The organism is Mesorhizobium norvegicum (genome assembly GCF_004919685.1).
Classification (GTDB): Bacteria; Pseudomonadota; Alphaproteobacteria; order Rhizobiales; family Rhizobiaceae; genus Mesorhizobium; species Mesorhizobium norvegicum.
Window position 1 is genome coordinate 128092 of sequence record NZ_SMYZ01000021.1, and the last position, 17257, is coordinate 145348.

Consider the following 17257-nt stretch of genomic DNA (forward strand, 5'->3'; position numbering starts at 1 on the left):
AAAATGCTTCTCATCCGCTGCCCCTATTGCCAGGAAGAGCGCCCGGAACTCGAGTTCCGCAACGCCGGCGAGGCGCATATCGCGCGCTCGGCCAACATGGCTGGCGAGACCGACGACGATTTCGAGAAGTTCTTCTTCATCCGCTCGAATCCCAAGGGCATCATTTATGAGCGCTGGCGGCACATGCATGGCTGCGCCCGCTTCTTCAACGCCGTGCGCGACACCGTCACCGACAAGTTCGTCATGACCTACAAGGCCGGCGAGCCGAAGCCGTCGAAGCTCCCGGGAGTTGCCAAATGAGCGGCGCGTTCCGCATTCCCGGCGCCGGCCGCTTCAAGCAGGCAAAGACCGCGCGTTTCAGCTTCGACGGCCAGTCCTATGCCGGTATCGAGGGCGATACGCTGGCCTCGGCGCTGCTCGCCAATGGCGTCCATCTCGTCGGCCGCTCGTTCAAATATCACCGTCCGCGCGGCATCCTGTCGGCGGGTGCGGAAGAGCCCAACGCGCTGGTCGAGATCAAGCGCGACGCGGCGCGCAAGACGCCGAACGTACGCGCCACCGTGCAGGAACTGTATGACGGGCTTGACGCGCAATCGCAAAACCGCTGGCCGTCGCTGTCGTTCGACGTTGGTGCGGTCAACGACATCGCGTCGCCGCTGTTTTCGGCTGGCTTCTACTACAAGACCTTCATGTGGCCGAAGGCGGCGTGGAAGAGCCTCTACGAACCCAAGATCCGCGCCGCGGCCGGCCTTGGTGTCTCTCCGGACCAGCCGGATCCCGACCATTATTCGTCGCGCTATGCGCATTGCGACGTGCTGGTGCTGGGTGGCGGTGCCGCCGGCGTCGCGGCAGCATTGGCAGCGGCCGAAACGGGCGTGCGGGTCATCCTCGCCGACGAGCAGGCCGAGTTCGGCGGCAGCCTGCGTTTCGAGACCGGTGCGAAGATCGACGGCCAGGACGGCTTTGCCTGGGCTCAAGGTGCCGTGGCGAAGCTCGCCGCCATGGACAATGTCCGCGTGCTCTCGCGCACGACGGCGTTCGGCTATTACGCACAGAATTTCGTTGGGCTGGTCGAGCGTGTCAGCGATCATCTAAAAACCCCCGGCCACGATCTGGCGCGCGAGCGGCTGTGGCAGGTGAGGGCCAAGCGCGTGGTGCTGGCCTCCGGTGCGATCGAGCGGCACATGGTGTTCGCCGACAACGACCGGCCGGGCATCATGCTGGCGGGTGCGGCACGCACCTATCTCAACCACTATGGCGTCGCCGTCGGCAGGAATGTCGGCGTCTACACCGCCAATGATTCCGCTTACGCGGCGGCAATCGACCTGAAGAAGGCCGGCGTCAACGTGGCGGCGATCGTCGATTTGCGCGACAATCCGACCGGACCGGTGATCGACGAGGCGAGGGCGCTCGGCATCGAGGTCAATTTCGGCCGCGCGGTGATCCGCGCCGGCGGTAAGTTGCGGGTCTCATCGATGTCTGTGCAGCCGAAGAATGGTGGCGGCGAACGCACCATCCCGGTCGATGCGATCCTGATGTCGGCCGGCTGGACGCCGTCGGTGCATCTGTTCTCGCAATCGCGCGGCAAGGTCGCCTTCAACGACGAGACCAAGCGCTTCGTGCCGGGCACCTATGCGCAGGACTGCGTCTCGGTCGGCGCCTGCAACGGCACCGACGGGCTGTCTGCGACGGTGGACGAGGCCTATGCGGCTGGCGCCAAGGCGGCCAAGGATGCGGGTGCCAAGACCGCCAAGGGTACAAAGCCGAAGGTCGATGCCTCGGAGAGCTGGTCGCGCGGCATGCTGGGTGCGGCTCCCGGCGCCGGGCCGGACACGACGGTGAAAGCTTTCGTCGATTTCCAGAATGACGTCACCGCCAAGGATATCCGCCAGGCGGTGCATGAGGGCATGCGCTCGATCGAGCACGTCAAGCGCTTCACCACCAACGGCATGGCGACCGACCAGGGCAAGACCTCCAACATGCACGGCCTGGCGATTGCCGCCGAGACGCTGGGCAAGCCGATCCCGGAAGTCGGCCTGACCACGTTCCGGGCGCCCTATACGCCGGTGACGTTTGGCGCGATCGTCAGCCATGCGCGCGGGCCGCTGTTCGACCCGACGCGCAAGACGGCGATCCATCCCTGGGCCGAGGCGCAAGGGGCGGTGTTCGAGGATGTCGGCCAGTGGAAGCGCGCCTGGTATTTCCCCAGGGCGGGCGAGGACATGCACGCTGCGGTCGACCGCGAATGCGTCGCGGTGCGCAAGACGGCGGGCCTGTTCGATGCCTCGACGCTGGGCAAGATCGAAGTGGTCGGGCCGGACGCGGCCAAGTTCATGGAGCTGCTCTACACCAATCCCTGGGAGAAGCTGGAGCCCGGCCGCTGCCGCTATGGCATCATGCTGCGCGAAGACGGTTTCATCTATGATGACGGCGTCGTCGGCAGGCTGGCGCCGGACCGTTTCCATGTGACGACGACGACCGGCGGCGCGCCGCGCGTGATGAACCACATGGAGGATTATCTCCAGACCGAGTTCCCGCATCTCAATGTCTGGCTGACCTCGATCACCGAGCAGTGGGCGGTCATTGCCGTGCAGGGGCCGAACGCGCGGAAGATTATCGAACCCCTGGTCGAAGGCATCGACATGTCCGACGAGGCGCTGCCGCACATGTCGGTGCGCGAAGGCAAGATCTGCGGCGTGCCGACCAGGCTGTTCCGCATGTCGTTCACCGGCGAGCGCGGCTTCGAGGTCAACGTGCCGGCCGATTACGGCCAGGCCGTCTGGGAAGCGCTGTGGGCCGAAGGCCAGAAGCATGGCGCTGCCGCCTACGGCACCGAGGCGATGCATGTGCTACGCGCCGAAAAGGGCTACATCATCGTCGGTCAAGACACTGACGGCACGGTGACGCCGAACGATGCCGGTCTCGACTGGGCGGTCGGCAAGAAGAAGGCCGATTTCGTCGGCATCCGCGGCATGGCGCGGCCGGATCTGGTCGCCAAGGGCCGCAAGCAGCTGGTCGGCCTCAAGACCAAGGATCCCAAGGTGGTGCTGGAAGAAGGCGCGCAGATCGTCGAGGATCCGAAGCAGGCGATCCCGATGAAGATGATCGGCCATGTCACTTCGAGCTACTGGTCGGAAAATTGCGGCCGCTCGATCGCGCTGGCGCTGGTCGCCGGCGGCCGCGATCGCATGGGCGACACGCTCTATGTGCCGATGCCGAACGGGGTGATCGAAGTGGAGGTTACCGGCATGGTGTTCTTCGACGAGACGGGAGGGCGCCTCAATGGCTAAGGCCGCTGCAAGGAAGACGGCTCCGGCTGCATCGCCTTCGATTGAACGCCGTCCGGCGCTGGCTGGTCGCAGCACCGCCGCGACCAGCGCCAAGGTCGAGGTGCTGCCGCCGGCCGAGCGCATGTCATTGCGTGCGCCGGAGGCTTCGGTTGCAGCGCTTTCGAAGGCGCTCGGCGTGACCTTGCCGAACAAGCCGAAAACGTCTGCCTCGAAGGGCGGGCGCACCGCCTTGTGGCTCGGCCCTGACGAATGGCTGGTCATCGACGAGGCCGGCAATGATCCGCTCGCCGATTGCGCCAAAGTCACGTCGCTGCACTCGGCGGTCGGCATCTCGCATCGCAACATCGCGATCGCCGTGACTGGCGCCGGGGCAGCGGCGACGATCAATGCGGGTTGTCCGCAGGATTTGTCGCTCGACGCCTTCCCGGTGGGCGCGGCGTCGCGCACCATCCTGGGCAAGACGGAGATCGTGCTGCTGCGCACGGCGGCGGACGCCTTCCGTGTTGAATGCTGGCGTTCCTTCTCGGACTATGTCTTTACTTTCCTGTCCGAGGGATCGCGGGACGCGGCGGTCTGAACTCGGAACGTTTTGCAGGGCACGCTCGTTCTGCATCCGCACGCCGAGGGAGAATGCCGATGCCGTCGAATTCGCCGAAGTCGCCGGTCAAAAAGACATCGGCCGTCCGTTCGCTCGAACATGAGCGACACGAAGCGTCGAGCGCCGAAGAGGAACTCGAGGAAGGCCTCGAAGACACGTTCCCGGCCAGCGATCCGGTGTCGATCACCGGATCGTCCATCTCCGGCGCTCCGGCGAAGCCGGGCCAGGCCAAGACTGTGCCCGGGCGCAAGAAGCGCAAGACGTAGTTTCCATCGGACCAGATCGGATCGGACCTTCTCAATCCCATTGGACATGCTATTTAAAGCGCTTTGGGAGATGAAAATGCCGACAAAAGCGATCGTTTGGGGCGAGAATGTCCACGAGCAGACCAATGCCGCCGTGCGCGACCTCTATCCCTTGGGGATGCATGGCACCATTGCCGCGGCGCTCAACCAGGACAAGGGCATCGAGGCGACCACCGCCACCTTGCAGGAACCTGAACATGGCTTGAGCGAGAAGCGGCTGGCGGCCACCGACGTGCTTTTGTGGTGGGGCCACGCGGCGCATGGCGAGGTCAAGGACGAGATCGTCGAGCGGGTGCAGAAGCGTGTGTGGGAAGGCATGGGCCTGATCGTGCTCCATTCAGGCCACTACTCGAAGATTTTCAAGCGGCTGATGGGCACGCCCTGTTCGCTGAAATGGCGGGAGGCTGGCGAACGCGAGCGCGTCTGGGCGATCAACCGCGGCCACCCGATCGCGCAAGGCATCGGCGAGTGCCTGGAGATCGGCGAGACCGAAATGTATGGCGAGCCCTTCGCCGTGCCGGAGCCGCTCGAGACGGTGTTCGTCTCCTGGTACGAGGGCGGCGAGGTGTTCCGGTCCGGGCTGACCTATCAGCGTGGCGCGGGCAGGATCTTCTATTTCTCGCCGGGCCACGAGACCTATCCGATCTATCACAATGAGGGCGTGCAGCAGGTGCTGCGCAACGCCGTGCACTGGGCGCACAATCCGGCGCCGGCATGGTCCGGCATCACCAATGCGCCGAACGTGCCGACAGATGCGGCCAAGGAGAAGATCGTCCAGAAGGGGCTGCGCCTGCATGCCGATGGCGACAAGGGCTTGAGCTGATTGGGGCCTGAGCTGATTGGGGCTGAGTTCATCGGGGGCTTGAGTTGATGCATCGAATTCTTCTGCTCGGCACCGGCGGCATCGCCGGGCATCATGTCGAGGAGTTTGCAGAAATCCCGGGCTGCAGCATCGTCGCTTGCGTCGACCAGGTGCCCGGCCGCGCGGCGGCGTTCGCCGCCGTCAGCAAGATCGGCGATTTCTTCGAGAGCCTGGAAGCGGCGATCGCCTGGGGTCAGTTCGATGCCGCCATCAACGCGACGCCGGATGGTGCGCATATGGCGACGACGCTGGCGCTGCTTGCTGCGGGAAAGCATGTGTTTTGCGAAAAGCCGCTGGCGCCGAACCACGCCGACGCGCTGGCAATGACGCAAGCGGCCGAGGCAGCCGGGGTGGTCAACATGGTCAACCTGACCTATCGCAACTCACCGGCGATCCAGGAGGCACGGCGCATGGTTCAGGCCGGCGAGATCGGCGAGCTGCGCCATGTCGAGGCGAGCTACCGGCAAAGCTGGCTGGTCAGCCAATCGTGGGGCGACTGGCGGGTCGAGGACAAATGGCTGTGGCGCTTGTCGAGCCGGCACGGTTCGACCGGCGTGCTCGGCGATGTCGGCATTCATATCCTGGACTTCGCCACCTATGGAGCCGATCAGGATATTGTCAGCCTGCATGCCGATCTGGTGACGTTTCCGAAGGCCGAGGGCGAGCGCATCGGCGACTATGTGCTGGATGCCAATGACAGCGTGGCGATGACAGCGCGGCTCAATTCGGGCGCTCTCGCCACGATCGTGGCGAGCCGCTACATGACCGGCCATACCAATGATCTGTCGCTGGCCCTGCACGGCACCAAAGGCGCCATCAAGGTCGAGACCGACGGCAAGGTATCGAACCTGTCCACCTGCCTGGGTGGGGATGTCGATCTGCAGCGCTGGCAGACACTGGCGCTGCCTAGTGTCAAGCGCAACGCCCGGCGCTTTGCCGATGCACTGGATTCAGGCCGGAACGGCGATCCGTCGTTCCGGCGCGCCGCCGATATGCAGAAGCTAATCGACGCGGCCTTCGAGAGTTCAGCGGCTAAACTGCCGATTTCGGTCGGCTGAAATGCCCACCTGGCCGGCTTGTGCCGGCCAGAAGTGATGTCCTCAGAACGAGCTCGGCACGATCCAAGGATTGATGTCGATGCCGAGCCGCGGGCCCTTGCCTTCAGCGGTGTTTTCCGTGGCGCCCTTCTTCTCGACCGAGCCGGTCGAAGCGCAATCGAGCTTCACGTTGGTCTTGGTGTCGACGCAGGTTGCAGCCGGCGCATGCTTGACCGGGTGGGTGGTGTTGGCGGCGAAGGCCGAGCCAGACAGTGCCAGCACGGCGGCGAGGGTGAGAAGGGTCTTTTTCATTGTCAGTCTCCGTTTTCGACGGGTGATTTTTTCTCGTACATGTACGATACACTGTACAGATACGCCCGCCGATCGCGAAGTTCAAGTCAAACCCGTACGCGTACGGTAAATTTTTTGTTAACCAAGAAATTCGCCCCGCTTTGGCTGGGGTAGAGAGAAAATATGGAAACGAAAGGAACTGGCGTTCAGCAGTTGACCGGTGTCTCGGTCAGCGGTGGCACGTTTTGCGTGCTGAGCGTGGCGAGCGTGAAATCGCACATCCGCTTCACGAAAGCCTGCGGATCTCCGAAGGGGTAGAACGGAAAGGTGATGAGCAGCGAGATCGTGCCGTGGCCGACCGCCCACAGCATGGTGGCGATGGCGCGCGGGTCGCCTTGCAATTTGCCGGCGGCGACGCAGGCCTCGACCCGGCTGATCAGCGCTTTCATAGCCGGGTTGCCCTCTTCCATGTCCTCGTAGCTTCTGCCTTCCGGCAGCTTGGTCTTTTCGGTCATGAAGACAGTCCGGTATTCGTTGGGATTGCCAAGGCCGAAGGCGGCATATTCGGTCATGACCGCCTGCAAGGCCTCGATCGGATCGTCGGACGAATGCTCCTCGATGCGTCGGGCAAGCGTCTCGAACGCATCTTCCGCCAGCGCAAACAGGATGTCCTGCTTGTCGGCGAAGTAGGAATAGACCGACATCGGGGCATAACCGACCCGCTTGGCCAATTTGCGGATGGTCAGGCCCTCATAGCCCTCTTCCTGGACAAGCTTATGGGCGGCCGCGACCAGCTCGGAGCGCTGTTCGGCCTTTTGTTTCTCACGGCGTGTCTGGACGCTCGGCGGCAAGATCTCGTGCCTTTTGTTGGTGCCTGGCTAAATTATATACGCTGTACGAAAACGGACAAGGGCGCGGGAAGTTCCCAAACGGCAGGTGTCAGATCGCGCCGACGCCGCCGTCGACGGCCAGAGCATGGCCGGTCATGAAGGAATTGGCGGGGTCGGCGGCGAACAGGATGGCGGTGGTGATTTCGTCGACTTCGGCCACCCGCTTCATCGGCACGCCACGCGTCAGCTCGGCCAACGCCTCTTCTTCCGGCGCCCCGGAGACGCGCACGAAGCCGTCCACCATCGCCGTCCTTGTGTGGGCGGGGCAGATCGCGTTGATCCGCACACCCTTGGTCGCGTATTCGGCCGCCGCCGATTTTGTCAGCCCGACGACGCCATGCTTGGCGGCCGCATAAACCGAAAGTTTTGGCGCGCCGACCAGCCCGGCGACCGAGGCGATGTTGACGATGGCGCCGCCCTTGCCGTCCGCCTTGAACTGCCGTTCCATCTGCGGGATCTGGTGCTTCATGGCATAGAACACGCCGAGCAGATCGACCTCCAGGACGCGGCGGGCCTCGTCGGATTCGACCTGCGGCAGACGCACGAAGCTCTGGACGATGCCGGCATTGTTGACGGCGATATCCAGCCGGCCGAATGTCTCGACCGCCAGCCTGACCAGCGCCTCCGACAGGCTTTCGTCTGATATGTTGCCGGCGAGGATTGCCGTTTCGACCGGCAGCGTGCCTGCAAGATCCGCCAGCGCCTTTTCGTCGATGTCCGACAGCACCAGCTTTGCGCCTTCAGCGGCAAAGCCTTTCGCCGCACCTCGGCCGAGCCCGCCGGCAGCACCCGTGATCAGCACCGTTGCGCCGTCAAAGCGGCCCATCACGCCTCCTTGTCGATCAGTTTTGCGGCGAGATGCGAAAGCAGCTTTACCGCCTCGCCATAGGTCCTGGCTTTTTCCGGATTGGAGGCGTTGCCGTCCAGCGCCCGCTTGAAGACGCCCTGGCAGATTGCAGCCAGCCGGAAGAAGGAAAAGGCGAGGAAGAACGTCCAGTTGCCGATACCGGAGAGCCCGCGCCGCCGGCAGTAGCTGGCGACGTAGTCCTCCTCGGAGGGCAGGCCGAGTGCGGAACGGTCGACACCGCCCAGGCCGCGAAAACCCGACGCGTGCGGCAGCCGCCATTGCATGCACTGATAGGCGATATCGGCGAAGGGGTGGCCTGATGTCGACAGTTCCCAGTCGAGCACCGCCAGAACCTTTGGCCGGTCCGGCGCGAAGATCAGATTGTCCAGCCGGTAGTCGCCATGCACCAGCGAGACGCGGCCGTCATCTGCGGGCATATGCGTTTCCAGCCAGGCAATCAGCCGGTCCATGTCGGCGACCGTGCCGGTCTCCGAGGCGCGGTACTGGCTGGTCCAGCGCGCCAGCTGGCGCTCGAAATAATTGCCCGGCCGGCCGAAATCGCCAAGCCCGACGGCCTCGACGTCGACATCGTGCAGGGCGGCGAGGGTGTCGTTCATGGCATCGTAGATGGCGGCGCGTTCTTCGTTGTCGCCTGCCTCCGGCAGCGCCGGGTCCCAGAAAATGCGGCCGTCGAGGAAATCCATCACGTAGAACATGCGGCCGATCGGCGAGTCCTCCGCCGACAGATGCAGCATGTCAGGCACAGGCACGGCGGTGCCGGCAAGCGCGCTCATCACCCTGAATTCGCGATCGACCTGATGCGCCGATTTCAGCAACTGCCCCGGCGGCTTGGCGCGCAGCACATAACGGCCGCTTGCCGCTGTCATGAGATAGGTCGGGTTCGATTGGCCGGATTTGAATTTTTCGACTGCAGCAAGCCCGGAAAAGCCCGGTATGTTCGCCTCGAGGTAAGGCGCAAGCGCTGCCTGGTCGAGAACGTTCGGATCGCTCATGCCGTCTCGGGCTGGCGTTCGATCAGGGTCAGCGTCAGCCAGCGGGCGGTCAGCGCCGGTTTCTTCGAGCCCTCGATCTCGATCGTCACGTCATGCGCCGTCTGCACCCAGCCCGACGGCCGAACCTTGACGTCGGCCAGCACGAAACGGGTGCGGATGCGCGCGCCGGTCTTCACCGGCGCCAGGAAGCGCAGCGAATCGAAGCCGTGGTTGACGCCCATCTTGCTGTTTTCCAGTGGCGGCATGGTCTCGAACGTCATAGCCGACAACAGCGACAGCGACAGGAAGCCGTGCGCGATGGTGCCGCCGAACGGCGTCTCGCGCATGGCGCGCTCAGGGTCGCAGTGGATGAACTGGTGGTCGTCGGTGGCATCGGCGAACTGGTCGATCATGCGTTGCGTGACCACCCGCCACGGCGACACGCCAACCTCCTTGCCAACGTTGGCCAGAAGCACATCGAGACTGATCGGTTCCACGCTCATGTCCTCCAGTTCACCTCCGGCTTCTGTGGCCGGAAAATGTCATTCCTTGAACAGCGTCAGCCCATGCTGCACCGACTGTCCGCCGTCGATCGGCAGGATGGCGCCGGTGACATAGCTGCCTGCACGGCTGCACAAATAGAGCGTTGCGCCGGCAATGTCATCCGGTGCGCCGATACGGCCGATCGGAACATGGTTGCCGACATGTCTGGCCTGTTCTTGCGTGCCGGTGGCAAACGCCGTCATGCGGCTCTGGAAGGGGCCGGGGGCGAAAGCGTTGACGGTGATGCGGCGGGCAGCGAACTCGAGCGCCAGCGTGCGCGTCAGATGATGAACCGCGGCCTTCGAGGCGGTGTAGGAATAGGCGTCGTCGGCCAGCGGTTGTGTACCCATCACCGAACCCAGGTTGATCACCCTGGCCGGATCGGCGTCGCTGGCGGCGGCGTCGAGCAGCGGCAGCAGTTCGCGGGTCAGATGGAAGACCGCGGTGACGTTGACGCCGAGCACCTTGGCCCATGCTGAATAGGGAAAGCTCTCCAATGGCGCGCCCCAGGAGACGCCGGCGTTGTTGATGAGAATATTGAGTTTCCCGGTTCGCGCTTTGACCTCGGCGACGAGTGCGGCAATGCCGGCTTCGCTGGAGACATCGCCGGCAAAGCCTTCCGCCCGGCCCGGTGCACCAATCTCGTTCAACTCAGCCGCGACCTTGACGCAATCTTCGCCCTTGCGCGACGCGATCATCACGCTGGCGCCGGCCTGCACCAGCGCGGTCGCCGCCATGCGGCCGATGCCGGTCGCGGCACCCGTCACCAGCGCCGTCTTGCCGGCCACCGAAAACAGCTCGTCGAGATAGCTCATCACAATCCTCAGCGCTCGGCATGCGGGCAAACAGTTCGCGTTGACAAGGCTATCCGAAGTACGGTCATCCTTGCCACTGACAAAATGCCTGGCGTGTATGAAGGGTTAGCGACCGATGACGGAGATGAATCTCGGCATGACCGAGCGGCTGAAGCCGATCCATGCGCGCGTCGCGGCCATGGTGCGCGACGAAATCATGCCGCTCGACAGGGAGTTTCTGGGCGAGGTGGGCAAGGAAGGCGACCGCTGGGTCTATAGCGCGCGCCAGAGCGAGATCCTCGAGGGGCTGAAGAAGACCGCAAGAGAGCGCGGCCTGTGGAATTTCTGGCTGACCGGCTCGGAACGCGGCTATGGCCTTTCCACCGTCGAATACGCCTATCTGGCCGAGGAGATGGGCAAGGCGCATCTCGGCGCCGAGACCTTCAACTGCTCGGCGCCCGACACCGGCAACATGGAGGTGCTGGAGCGGTACGGCTCGGCCGACCACAAGAAAGAATGGCTGGAACCGCTGCTCGAGGGCAAGATCCGCTCGGCCTATCTGATGACCGAGCCGGATGTCGCCTCGTCCGACGCCACCAACATTGCCATGCGCTGCGAACGTCAGGGCGACGACTATGTGCTCAACGGCGAGAAATGGTGGGCATCGGGTGCCGGCGATCCGCGCTGCGCCATCTACATCGTCATGGTCCGGACTGGCGGCGATGAAGAGCCGCAGCACCGCCGCCATTCCATGATCCTGGTGCCTTCCGACACGAAAGGCGTGACCAAGGTGCGGGCCATGCAGGTCTATGGCGATGACGATGCGCCGCATGGCCACATGCACCTTCGCTTCGACAATGTGCGGATCCCGGCGTCGAACCTGATCCTCGGCGAAGGCAGGGGGTTCGAGATCGCGCAAGGGCGGCTCGGCCCCGGCCGCATCCATCACTGCATGCGCGCCATCGGCCAGGCCGAGATGGCGCTGGAGATGCTGTGCCAGCGTTCCGTGCGCCGCGAGGCCTTCGGCCAGCCCCTGGCAAAGCTCGGCGCCAATTTCGACATCATCGCCGAATGCCGCATGGAGATCGAGATGGCCCGCCTGCTCTGCCTCAAGGCGGCGTGGATGATCGACCAGGGCGATGCGCGGGCCGCGGCTCCCTGGATCAGCCAGATCAAGGTGATCGCGCCGCGCGTTGCGCTCAAGGTCACCGACGAGGCGGTGCAGATGTTCGGCGCGCAAGGCATCAGCCAGGACACGCCGCTGGCGCGTTCGTGGACGCATCTGCGGACATTGCGCCTTGCCGACGGGCCTGACGCCGTGCATCGCCGTCAGGTGGCGCGTACCGAGCTGAAGAAATACACGCAGGAAAAGGTCTGAGCACCGGCACCGCCATCCGGCGACGCCGGCAGGTCCAAGCAAGGAGTGTTCCGATGACGATTCCCTCCGAAATGAAGGCGCTGTTGCTGGTCGGCGATGGCTACACCAGGACGCCCAGCGGCAGTGTGCTGGAGGCGATGGAGCCCTATCTCGAGCCGGGCAGCATCGCGGTGCCGACACCCGGACCGACGCAGGTTCTGATCAAGGTCAGCCTCGCCTCGATCAACCCGTCCGATGTCGCCTTTATCAAGGGCCAGTACGGCCAGCCGCGCGTCAAGGGCCAGCCGGCCGGCTTCGAGGGCGTCGGCACTGTCGTCGCCAGCGGCGACGAGACCTATCCCAAAAGCCTGATCGGCAAGCGTGTCGCCTTTGCCACCGGCGTCACCAACTGGGGCTCGTGGGCCGACTATGCCGTTGCCGAGGCTGCTGCCTGCATCCCGCTGCTTGACACCGTCCGCGACGAGGATGGCGCGGCGATGATCGTCAACCCGCTCACCGCGCTCGCCATGTTCGACATCGTCAAACAGGAAGGAGAAAAGGCCTTCGTCATGACCGCCGGCGCCAGCCAGCTCTGCAAGCTGATCATCGGCCTGGCCAGGGAAGAGGGTTTCCGGCCAATCGTCACCGTACGCCGCGACGACCAGATCGCTTTGCTGAAAGAGCTTGGCGCGGCGCACGTCCTCAATGAAAAGGCGCCGGATTTCAAGGCGGCGCTGCGCGAGGTGATGAAGGCCGAGCAGCCGCGCATCTTCCTGGACGCGGTGACCGGGCCGCTGGCCTCCGCCATCTTCGACGCCATGCCGAAGCGCTCGCGCTGGATCATCTACGGGCGGCTCGATCCCGAAGCCACTGTTATCCGCGAGCCCGGCCAGCTGATCTTCCAGCACAAGCATATCGAAGGTTTCTGGCTGAGCGAGTGGATGCGCCAGTTCCGCGATCGCCGCGGCACGGCGATCCTGGAAGCGCAGAAGCGGTTTTCCGACGGGCGCTGGTCGACCGACGCGACGGCGGTGGTGCCGCTCGCCGAGGCCATGGCGCGGCTGCCGGCCGAACTGGTCAAGCCCAACGGCAAGGTGTTCATCCGGCCTTAGAGCGGTTCATCGTTTGACGGAAACGCCGAACCGCTCTGTCTCTTTGATTTGACGCGATTCCCAAGGGAAAGCGCTATGCGCTTTTCCCGGGAAAACCGTTTCACACTTTTCCTGGAATTGCTCTGGGCAGGCAGCAGTGCCCGTCGACGATTCCGTTCGGGCTCGGTCAAGGGTCAAATCCTCTGTGCGGAGGCACTATCGCCCGCTGAGCGGTTCCGTGCTTTTGAGAAGTGCAACCAGTTCGCTCTGCTGATGGGTTTCGGTCTTGGCAAAAATCCGTTCAAGATAGCCGCGGCCGGTTTTCACGGTAATCCTGGAACTTACCGTGGCCTCTTTCAGCGACAAGCCTGACGCCAATGCCGTGGCGAGCCGGGCCTCGGCCAATGTCAAGCCGAACAGGCTGCGGATGTGCGTTTCAAAGCCATCTGGAATGCGCCGGGCGACTTCGGTGATCATGATCACGACCGACTTTTCACTGGGCGGCATGAACGCCACAGCGCGCGGCATGCTGGGGTGGCGACACGCTTTCGGCGATGTCACGCCGACCTCCAGCTTCGCCTTCGCCGGAGGCGACGCCTTCACCATTGCCGGCGTGCCGATCGCCAGGGATGCAGCGATCATCGAGGCCGGTCTCGACCTCAACATGTCGGCCAATGCCACGCTCGGTCTGTCCTATACCGGCCAGTTCGGCGGCGGCGGTGTCGACCAGGGCGCCAAGGTCGATCTCGGCATCAAGTTCTGACGGCTTCGGGATTGCTGAAAAAGGGCGACACCCGAAAGGGCGTGGGATCGACAATGACGCAGCTATTGGCTGATGGTGGAGGTTCCGCGCCTGTTAATCCCCCTATGCCACGCTGCTTTGTCCGTGATATGCCGCCGCCATCGAATGCCGGGACAATGCTGGAATGAGCCAGTTCCGGGGTGGTGTGGGATGCCTTGATGATGATTTCCAAGCCGGTTTTCGACCGTTTGGGGTTTGGCCTGTGGATCGGAGCGTTCCTGATCGTTCTCGCCCTGGTCCTGTGGTCGCCTCACACGCGGACGGTATGGAAGGCCTATATAGACGGCAGCGAGGCGCTTCTGGCCGGTCTGCCACTCTACGACACCCAGTCCGAGATGGGGTATCTCTACGCGCCGGCCTTTGCCGCGCTCTATATCCCAATAGTCAAACTCGGCCCGTACCTGGGCGGCGTGGTGTGGCACACGCTTGGCTTCGCGGTGCTGACCTACGCCGCCATGCGGCAGGTGCGCAAGCTTGGCGGCGGGGAGTTGACCTGGCTGCTTTCGTTCGGTCTCTTCCTCGCTCTGCCGATGGCAGCGGGGGCGATCCGCAACGGCCAGGCGACGATCCTGCTGACCGGTGCCTGCTGGCTTCTCACATTATCGGCGCTGGAAGGGCGGCGGGCGGAAACGTTCTTCTGGGCTTCGCTTGCCATTATCGCTAAGCCGACCGCGATTATCATGCTGCTCCTGGCAGGAGCGCTGCGGCCCCGGCTGATACCGGTGCTGGTGCTGGCGGTCCTGTTCGTGCTCGCGCTGCCTTACGCTTTCGCTCCCGCCGGCTATCTCAACGATCAGTATCGTGTCTTCGCCCAGATGCTGACGTCTATGGCGGTCGACAACACCAGCCATTTCGTGCCCACCGATTTCACGGCGCCATTCACCAGGATAGGGCTGCCGATTCCGGAATTCGGTGCAACGATCGTGCGCATGGTCATGGCTCTGCTTACGCTTTCAGCCGTCATCTGGTTCGACCGCAAGCTCGAGCGTGGAACTGCGGGATTGGCGATCTTCCTGACGGCCACCTTCTACATGTGCGTCTTCAATCCGCGCGTCGAGCCCAACACCTATGCGATGATTGCCGTACCAGCCGGTCTTGCCATCGCCCTGCTTTGGCGCGAGGAACGCGGCGGCGCCCTCGCCTCGGTGTTGTCCACGGCGTTGTTCGTGACCGGGCTGAGCGGCGTCGAGCGCCATGTGCACGATTTCCTCTACCCCTGGTTCCGGCCGATCGCGGTTACGTTCATCGCCGGCTCGCTGATCTGGTGGTTTTGGGCCAGGGCACGGGATAAGGTGGTGAATGCGGGGATCGCAAATGGCTGAGTTGCGGCCGACACTCGATATCGTCGCGCCGTTCTTCAACGAGGCGCCATCGGCATCGGCCTTCGCCCGCCTGCTCGGCGAACTCGAAGCGGCCGTGGCACAGCGCTTCGGCATGACCGTGCACAAGATCCTCGTCGATGACGGCAGCCGTGACGATGGCGCCGGGCGGTTTTCGCAGGCGCTGACGGGGTCGTGGGAGATCGTCCGCCTCAGCCGCAATTTCGGCAAGGAAGTCGCTGTGCTCGCCGGCCTCGACCAGTCGCGCGGCGACATGGTGCTGATCATGGACGCCGACCTCCAGCATTCCTTGGACATCAGCCTGAAGCTGATCGCCGAGCTGGTGGACCATTCGGACATCGACGTCGTCTATGCGCAGAACGACCGCCGTGAGGCGAGCTGGCGGCGCAGTCAGCTGGCCCGGCTTTTCTACAGCCTGATCAACAGCAGCCAGCGTTTCGACATTCCCGAAAATGCCGGCGACTTTCGAGTCATGCGCGGCGCCGTGGCGCGCGCGCTGACCAGCCTGCGCGACAAGCGTCGCTTCAACAAGGGCCTGTTTGCCTGGGCCGGCTTTCGCCAGAAGGCGTTGCCCTATTCGCCGGAAGGCCGCGCCAGCGGCACGTCGAAGTGGAGCCGGCTCAACCTGATCGCCTTCTCGCTGGAGGGTTTCACCTCGTTCTCCGTCATTCCGCTCAGGCTGATCAGCCTCAGCGGGCTGCTCGCGGCATTGGCCGGCGTGGTCTACGGCGCGAAGGTGTTCTTCGAGGTGATCTTCTACGGCATTGCCGTTCCGGGCTACCCCAGCCTGCTGGTCGCCGTCGTCCTGCTCGGCGGCCTCAACCTGACCCTGCTTGGCCTGATCGGCGAATATGTCTGGGTCACGCTCTCAGAGAGCAAGGATCGGCCGGTCTATATCGTGCGCGATGTCGTGCGCAGCGAGGCCCCCGCCGACCGGCCGGAGCCGGGCGCTTCGAACAGATGACGCGGCGCATCCGCCTGATCGCCGACGACTACGGCCTGGCGCCCGGCGTTTCCGCCGCGATTCTCGACCTGCTCGATCGCGGGCGGCTGACAGGCACCAGCTGCATGACCGGCTTTCCGGAATGGGCTGATGAGGCGGCGCGCATAAAACCTCTGTGCGGCCGTGTCGCGATCGGGCTGCATCTTACCTTGACCGACCAGCCGGCGGTCACCGGCCGGTCGAGCCTGGCGCCGGAAGGCCGGCTGCCGCCGCTCCGCTCGCTGGCCTTGCCTGTTCTGCGCGGCCGCATCGACGATCGCGATGTCCATGCCGAGCTCGACGCCCAGTACAGCCGCTTCGTCGAAGCGCTGGGCCGCCGGCCTGATTTCGTCGATGGGCACCAGCATGTGCATTTCCTTCCCGTCGTGCGCACATGGCTGTGCGCGCGCCTTGGCGAAGGAAGCGACAGGCCGACGCTGCGCGGCGCCCCGGCACTTGCGGGCCAATTCGCCTCGGCGCCGAAAGTCGCCGCGATTGCGGCGCTCGCCGCCGGCTTCAACCGGTCGATGCAGCGCGCCGGCTTCACCCTTTTCGAGCCGCTCACCGGCATCTATGATTGGCGGCAACCCGAAAAATTCGCTTCCGTGCTGCAGGCCGCCGTCGAGGCATTGCCGGAACGCGGGCTGTTCATGTGCCACCCCGGTCGTGTCGAAGAGACGCTGCGCGCGCGCGACACGATGCAAGGCGTGCGCGAGGTCGAATTCGCGGCCTTGGCATCGGACGCGTTCGGCGCCAGCCTGGCCCGCGCCGGTGTCGCAATCATGGATGGCAAGGGATGAGCGGCGCCGAGCGGCCCCAGCGTTCGACCGGCAACAAGATCGTCCGCTTTGCCATTGTCGGACTTGCCAACACAGCCATCGACCTTGCCAGCTTCTTCCTGCTGCTCAAGCTCGGGGTTTCGCCGCTGCCCGCCAACATCGCTGCCTGGTTCATCGCTGTCACCTTCTCGTTCGCGGCGAACGGCTTCTGGTCGTTCGAGCGCAATCGAGCCATCCGGCTGCATGACGCGTTCCTTCGCTTCGCCTCGCTTGGGGGGCTGATTTCGCTCGGCGTCTCCAGCCTTTCGATCGCGCTGTTCGCCGGTATCGCCGGGGTGTGGCCGGCAAAGATCGGCGGTGTCGTAGTGGCGGCGGTGCTGAATTTCCTCGCCGCGCGCTGGTCGATCGAAGGCCGGTTCTTGAGATAGGCGGAACTATTTTATCTTACGAAATTCCG

Annotated in this window: 21 protein-coding genes; 13 read left to right on the top strand and 8 right to left on the bottom strand. The window is 64.2% G+C overall.

Features of this window, described 5'->3' with window-relative positions; genetic code table 11:
* Positions 1 to 3: 3 nt before the first annotated feature.
* The 6 genes from FCU66_RS08515 to FCU66_RS08540 all read left to right on the top strand — a co-directional run bounded on the left by FCU66_RS08515 (position 4) and on the right by FCU66_RS08540 (position 6113).
* Positions 4 to 300 carry a sarcosine oxidase subunit delta gene (locus tag FCU66_RS08515; protein WP_136616654.1) on the top strand — a complete coding sequence of 99 codons (297 nt, stop codon included), beginning with the start codon at positions 4 to 6 and terminating at the stop codon, positions 298 to 300.
* Entirely contained in the window at positions 297 to 3290 is a 2994-nt protein-coding gene (locus tag FCU66_RS08520; RefSeq protein WP_136616655.1) for a sarcosine oxidase subunit alpha, read from the top strand. Before FCU66_RS08515 ends, FCU66_RS08520 begins: the two co-directional genes overlap by 4 nt.
* Complete coding sequence (locus FCU66_RS08525) at positions 3283 to 3867, top strand: sarcosine oxidase subunit gamma (RefSeq protein WP_136616656.1); 585 nt, start codon at positions 3283 to 3285, stop codon at positions 3865 to 3867. The genes FCU66_RS08520 and FCU66_RS08525 overlap by 8 nt, the downstream gene beginning before the upstream one ends.
* Positions 3868 to 3926: 59 nt before the next feature.
* On the top strand, positions 3927 to 4154 hold the full coding sequence (locus tag FCU66_RS08530; RefSeq protein ID WP_136616657.1) for a hypothetical protein: 228 nt from the start codon (positions 3927 to 3929) through the stop codon (positions 4152 to 4154).
* A 76-nt stretch (positions 4155 to 4230) separates the two neighbouring features.
* Positions 4231 to 5016 carry a ThuA domain-containing protein gene (locus FCU66_RS08535; RefSeq protein ID WP_136616658.1) on the top strand — a complete coding sequence of 262 codons (786 nt, stop codon included), beginning with the start codon at positions 4231 to 4233 and terminating at the stop codon, positions 5014 to 5016.
* Between the two features lie 47 nt (positions 5017 to 5063).
* On the top strand, positions 5064 to 6113 hold the full coding sequence (locus FCU66_RS08540; protein ID WP_136616659.1) for a Gfo/Idh/MocA family protein: 1050 nt from the start codon (positions 5064 to 5066) through the stop codon (positions 6111 to 6113).
* A gap of 42 nt (positions 6114 to 6155) precedes the next feature.
* On the opposite strand, the gene FCU66_RS08545 is transcribed toward FCU66_RS08540, so the two are convergent.
* The 6 genes from FCU66_RS08545 to FCU66_RS08570 all read right to left on the bottom strand — a co-directional run bounded on the left by FCU66_RS08545 (position 6156) and on the right by FCU66_RS08570 (position 10470).
* On the bottom strand, positions 6156 to 6404 hold the full coding sequence (locus FCU66_RS08545) for a DUF680 domain-containing protein (protein WP_136616660.1): 249 nt from the start codon (positions 6402 to 6404) through the stop codon (positions 6156 to 6158).
* Between the two features lie 185 nt (positions 6405 to 6589).
* Positions 6590 to 7234 carry a TetR/AcrR family transcriptional regulator gene (locus tag FCU66_RS08550; protein ID WP_136616661.1) on the bottom strand — a complete coding sequence of 215 codons (645 nt, stop codon included), beginning with the start codon at positions 7232 to 7234 and terminating at the stop codon, positions 6590 to 6592.
* Positions 7235 to 7322: 88 nt separating this feature from the next.
* Positions 7323 to 8099 carry an SDR family NAD(P)-dependent oxidoreductase gene (locus FCU66_RS08555; RefSeq protein ID WP_136616662.1) on the bottom strand — a complete coding sequence of 259 codons (777 nt, stop codon included), beginning with the start codon at positions 8097 to 8099 and terminating at the stop codon, positions 7323 to 7325.
* On the bottom strand, positions 8099 to 9133 hold the full coding sequence (locus FCU66_RS08560; RefSeq protein ID WP_136616663.1) for a phosphotransferase family protein: 1035 nt from the start codon (positions 9131 to 9133) through the stop codon (positions 8099 to 8101). Before FCU66_RS08560 ends, FCU66_RS08555 begins: the two co-directional genes overlap by 1 nt.
* Positions 9130 to 9615, bottom strand: a complete 486-nt coding sequence (locus FCU66_RS08565; RefSeq protein ID WP_263495443.1) for a MaoC family dehydratase — start codon at positions 9613 to 9615, stop codon at positions 9130 to 9132. Before FCU66_RS08565 ends, FCU66_RS08560 begins: the two co-directional genes overlap by 4 nt.
* Before the next feature lie 39 nt (positions 9616 to 9654).
* A complete protein-coding gene (locus FCU66_RS08570; protein WP_136616664.1) occupies positions 9655 to 10470 on the bottom strand; it encodes an SDR family oxidoreductase in 816 nt (271 codons plus the stop codon).
* Positions 10471 to 10585: 115 nt separating this feature from the next.
* Here FCU66_RS08570 and FCU66_RS08575 point away from each other — a divergent pair, with 115 nt between their 5' ends.
* Positions 10586 to 11827, top strand: coding sequence for an acyl-CoA dehydrogenase family protein (locus tag FCU66_RS08575; protein ID WP_136616665.1), 1242 nt, complete (start codon positions 10586 to 10588; stop codon positions 11825 to 11827).
* A gap of 53 nt (positions 11828 to 11880) precedes the next feature.
* A complete protein-coding gene (locus tag FCU66_RS08580) occupies positions 11881 to 12918 on the top strand; it encodes a zinc-binding dehydrogenase (RefSeq protein ID WP_136616666.1) in 1038 nt (345 codons plus the stop codon).
* A 195-nt stretch (positions 12919 to 13113) separates the two neighbouring features.
* Here the strand turns inward: FCU66_RS08580 and FCU66_RS08585 are convergent, their stop codons facing one another.
* Positions 13114 to 13374, bottom strand: coding sequence for a helix-turn-helix transcriptional regulator (locus FCU66_RS08585; protein WP_246093833.1), 261 nt, complete (start codon positions 13372 to 13374; stop codon positions 13114 to 13116).
* Between FCU66_RS08585 and FCU66_RS08590 the strand changes: the two genes are divergently transcribed.
* Entirely contained in the window at positions 13373 to 13660 is a 288-nt protein-coding gene (locus FCU66_RS08590) for an autotransporter domain-containing protein (protein ID WP_425462844.1), read from the top strand. The genes FCU66_RS08585 and FCU66_RS08590 overlap by 2 nt on opposite strands.
* Here the strand turns inward: FCU66_RS08590 and FCU66_RS08595 are convergent.
* Positions 13650 to 13871, bottom strand: a complete 222-nt coding sequence (locus FCU66_RS08595) for a hypothetical protein (protein WP_136616667.1) — start codon at positions 13869 to 13871, stop codon at positions 13650 to 13652. The two genes, FCU66_RS08590 and FCU66_RS08595, sit on opposite strands and share 11 nt — an antisense overlap.
* Between FCU66_RS08595 and FCU66_RS08600 the strand changes: the two genes are divergently transcribed.
* From FCU66_RS08600 to FCU66_RS08615, 4 genes are read left to right on the top strand one after another with little or no spacing between them, the layout of a single operon-like run.
* Complete coding sequence (locus tag FCU66_RS08600; protein WP_136616668.1) at positions 13858 to 15021, top strand: glycosyltransferase family 87 protein; 1164 nt, start codon at positions 13858 to 13860, stop codon at positions 15019 to 15021. The two genes, FCU66_RS08595 and FCU66_RS08600, sit on opposite strands and share 14 nt — an antisense overlap.
* Positions 15014 to 16003 carry a glycosyltransferase family 2 protein gene (locus tag FCU66_RS08605; protein ID WP_136616669.1) on the top strand — a complete coding sequence of 330 codons (990 nt, stop codon included), beginning with the start codon at positions 15014 to 15016 and terminating at the stop codon, positions 16001 to 16003. The genes FCU66_RS08600 and FCU66_RS08605 overlap by 8 nt, the downstream gene beginning before the upstream one ends.
* Positions 16000 to 16821: a ChbG/HpnK family deacetylase gene (locus FCU66_RS08610; protein ID WP_136616670.1), complete on the top strand. Its 822-nt coding sequence runs from the start codon at positions 16000 to 16002 to the stop codon at positions 16819 to 16821. The genes FCU66_RS08605 and FCU66_RS08610 overlap by 4 nt, the downstream gene beginning before the upstream one ends.
* Positions 16818 to 17228, top strand: coding sequence for a GtrA family protein (locus FCU66_RS08615; RefSeq protein ID WP_136616671.1), 411 nt, complete (start codon positions 16818 to 16820; stop codon positions 17226 to 17228). Before FCU66_RS08610 ends, FCU66_RS08615 begins: the two co-directional genes overlap by 4 nt.
* The last annotated feature ends 29 nt before the right edge of the window (positions 17229 to 17257 follow it).

What these genes read in the sequence shown, in the direction of transcription:
- FCU66_RS08600 (WP_136616668.1), top strand. Translation starts at nt 13,858, where the DNA reads ATGATGATTTCCAAGCCGGTTTTCGACCGTTTGGGGTTTGGCCTGTGG.
- FCU66_RS08580 (WP_136616666.1), top strand. Translation starts at nt 11,881, where the DNA reads ATGACGATTCCCTCCGAAATGAAGGCGCTGTTGCTGGTCGGCGATGGC.
- FCU66_RS08515 (WP_136616654.1), top strand. Translation starts at nt 4, where the DNA reads ATGCTTCTCATCCGCTGCCCCTATTGCCAGGAAGAGCGCCCGGAACTC.
- FCU66_RS08610 (WP_136616670.1), top strand. Translation starts at nt 16,000, where the DNA reads ATGACGCGGCGCATCCGCCTGATCGCCGACGACTACGGCCTGGCGCCC.
- FCU66_RS08540 (WP_136616659.1), top strand. Translation starts at nt 5,064, where the DNA reads ATGCATCGAATTCTTCTGCTCGGCACCGGCGGCATCGCCGGGCATCAT.
- FCU66_RS08590 (WP_425462844.1), top strand. Translation starts at nt 13,373, where the DNA reads ATGATCACGACCGACTTTTCACTGGGCGGCATGAACGCCACAGCGCGC.
- FCU66_RS08535 (WP_136616658.1), top strand. Translation starts at nt 4,231, where the DNA reads ATGCCGACAAAAGCGATCGTTTGGGGCGAGAATGTCCACGAGCAGACC.
- FCU66_RS08585 (WP_246093833.1), bottom strand. Translation starts at nt 13,374, where the DNA reads ATGATCACCGAAGTCGCCCGGCGCATTCCAGATGGCTTTGAAACGCAC.
- FCU66_RS08530 (WP_136616657.1), top strand. Translation starts at nt 3,927, where the DNA reads ATGCCGTCGAATTCGCCGAAGTCGCCGGTCAAAAAGACATCGGCCGTC.
- FCU66_RS08565 (WP_263495443.1), bottom strand. Translation starts at nt 9,615, where the DNA reads ATGAGCGTGGAACCGATCAGTCTCGATGTGCTTCTGGCCAACGTTGGC.
- FCU66_RS08605 (WP_136616669.1), top strand. Translation starts at nt 15,014, where the DNA reads ATGGCTGAGTTGCGGCCGACACTCGATATCGTCGCGCCGTTCTTCAAC.
- FCU66_RS08525 (WP_136616656.1), top strand. Translation starts at nt 3,283, where the DNA reads ATGGCTAAGGCCGCTGCAAGGAAGACGGCTCCGGCTGCATCGCCTTCG.
- FCU66_RS08545 (WP_136616660.1), bottom strand. Translation starts at nt 6,404, where the DNA reads ATGAAAAAGACCCTTCTCACCCTCGCCGCCGTGCTGGCACTGTCTGGC.
- FCU66_RS08560 (WP_136616663.1), bottom strand. Translation starts at nt 9,133, where the DNA reads ATGAGCGATCCGAACGTTCTCGACCAGGCAGCGCTTGCGCCTTACCTC.
- FCU66_RS08570 (WP_136616664.1), bottom strand. Translation starts at nt 10,470, where the DNA reads ATGAGCTATCTCGACGAGCTGTTTTCGGTGGCCGGCAAGACGGCGCTG.
- FCU66_RS08555 (WP_136616662.1), bottom strand. Translation starts at nt 8,099, where the DNA reads ATGGGCCGCTTTGACGGCGCAACGGTGCTGATCACGGGTGCTGCCGGC.
- FCU66_RS08520 (WP_136616655.1), top strand. Translation starts at nt 297, where the DNA reads ATGAGCGGCGCGTTCCGCATTCCCGGCGCCGGCCGCTTCAAGCAGGCA.
- FCU66_RS08575 (WP_136616665.1), top strand. Translation starts at nt 10,586, where the DNA reads ATGACGGAGATGAATCTCGGCATGACCGAGCGGCTGAAGCCGATCCAT.
- FCU66_RS08615 (WP_136616671.1), top strand. Translation starts at nt 16,818, where the DNA reads ATGAGCGGCGCCGAGCGGCCCCAGCGTTCGACCGGCAACAAGATCGTC.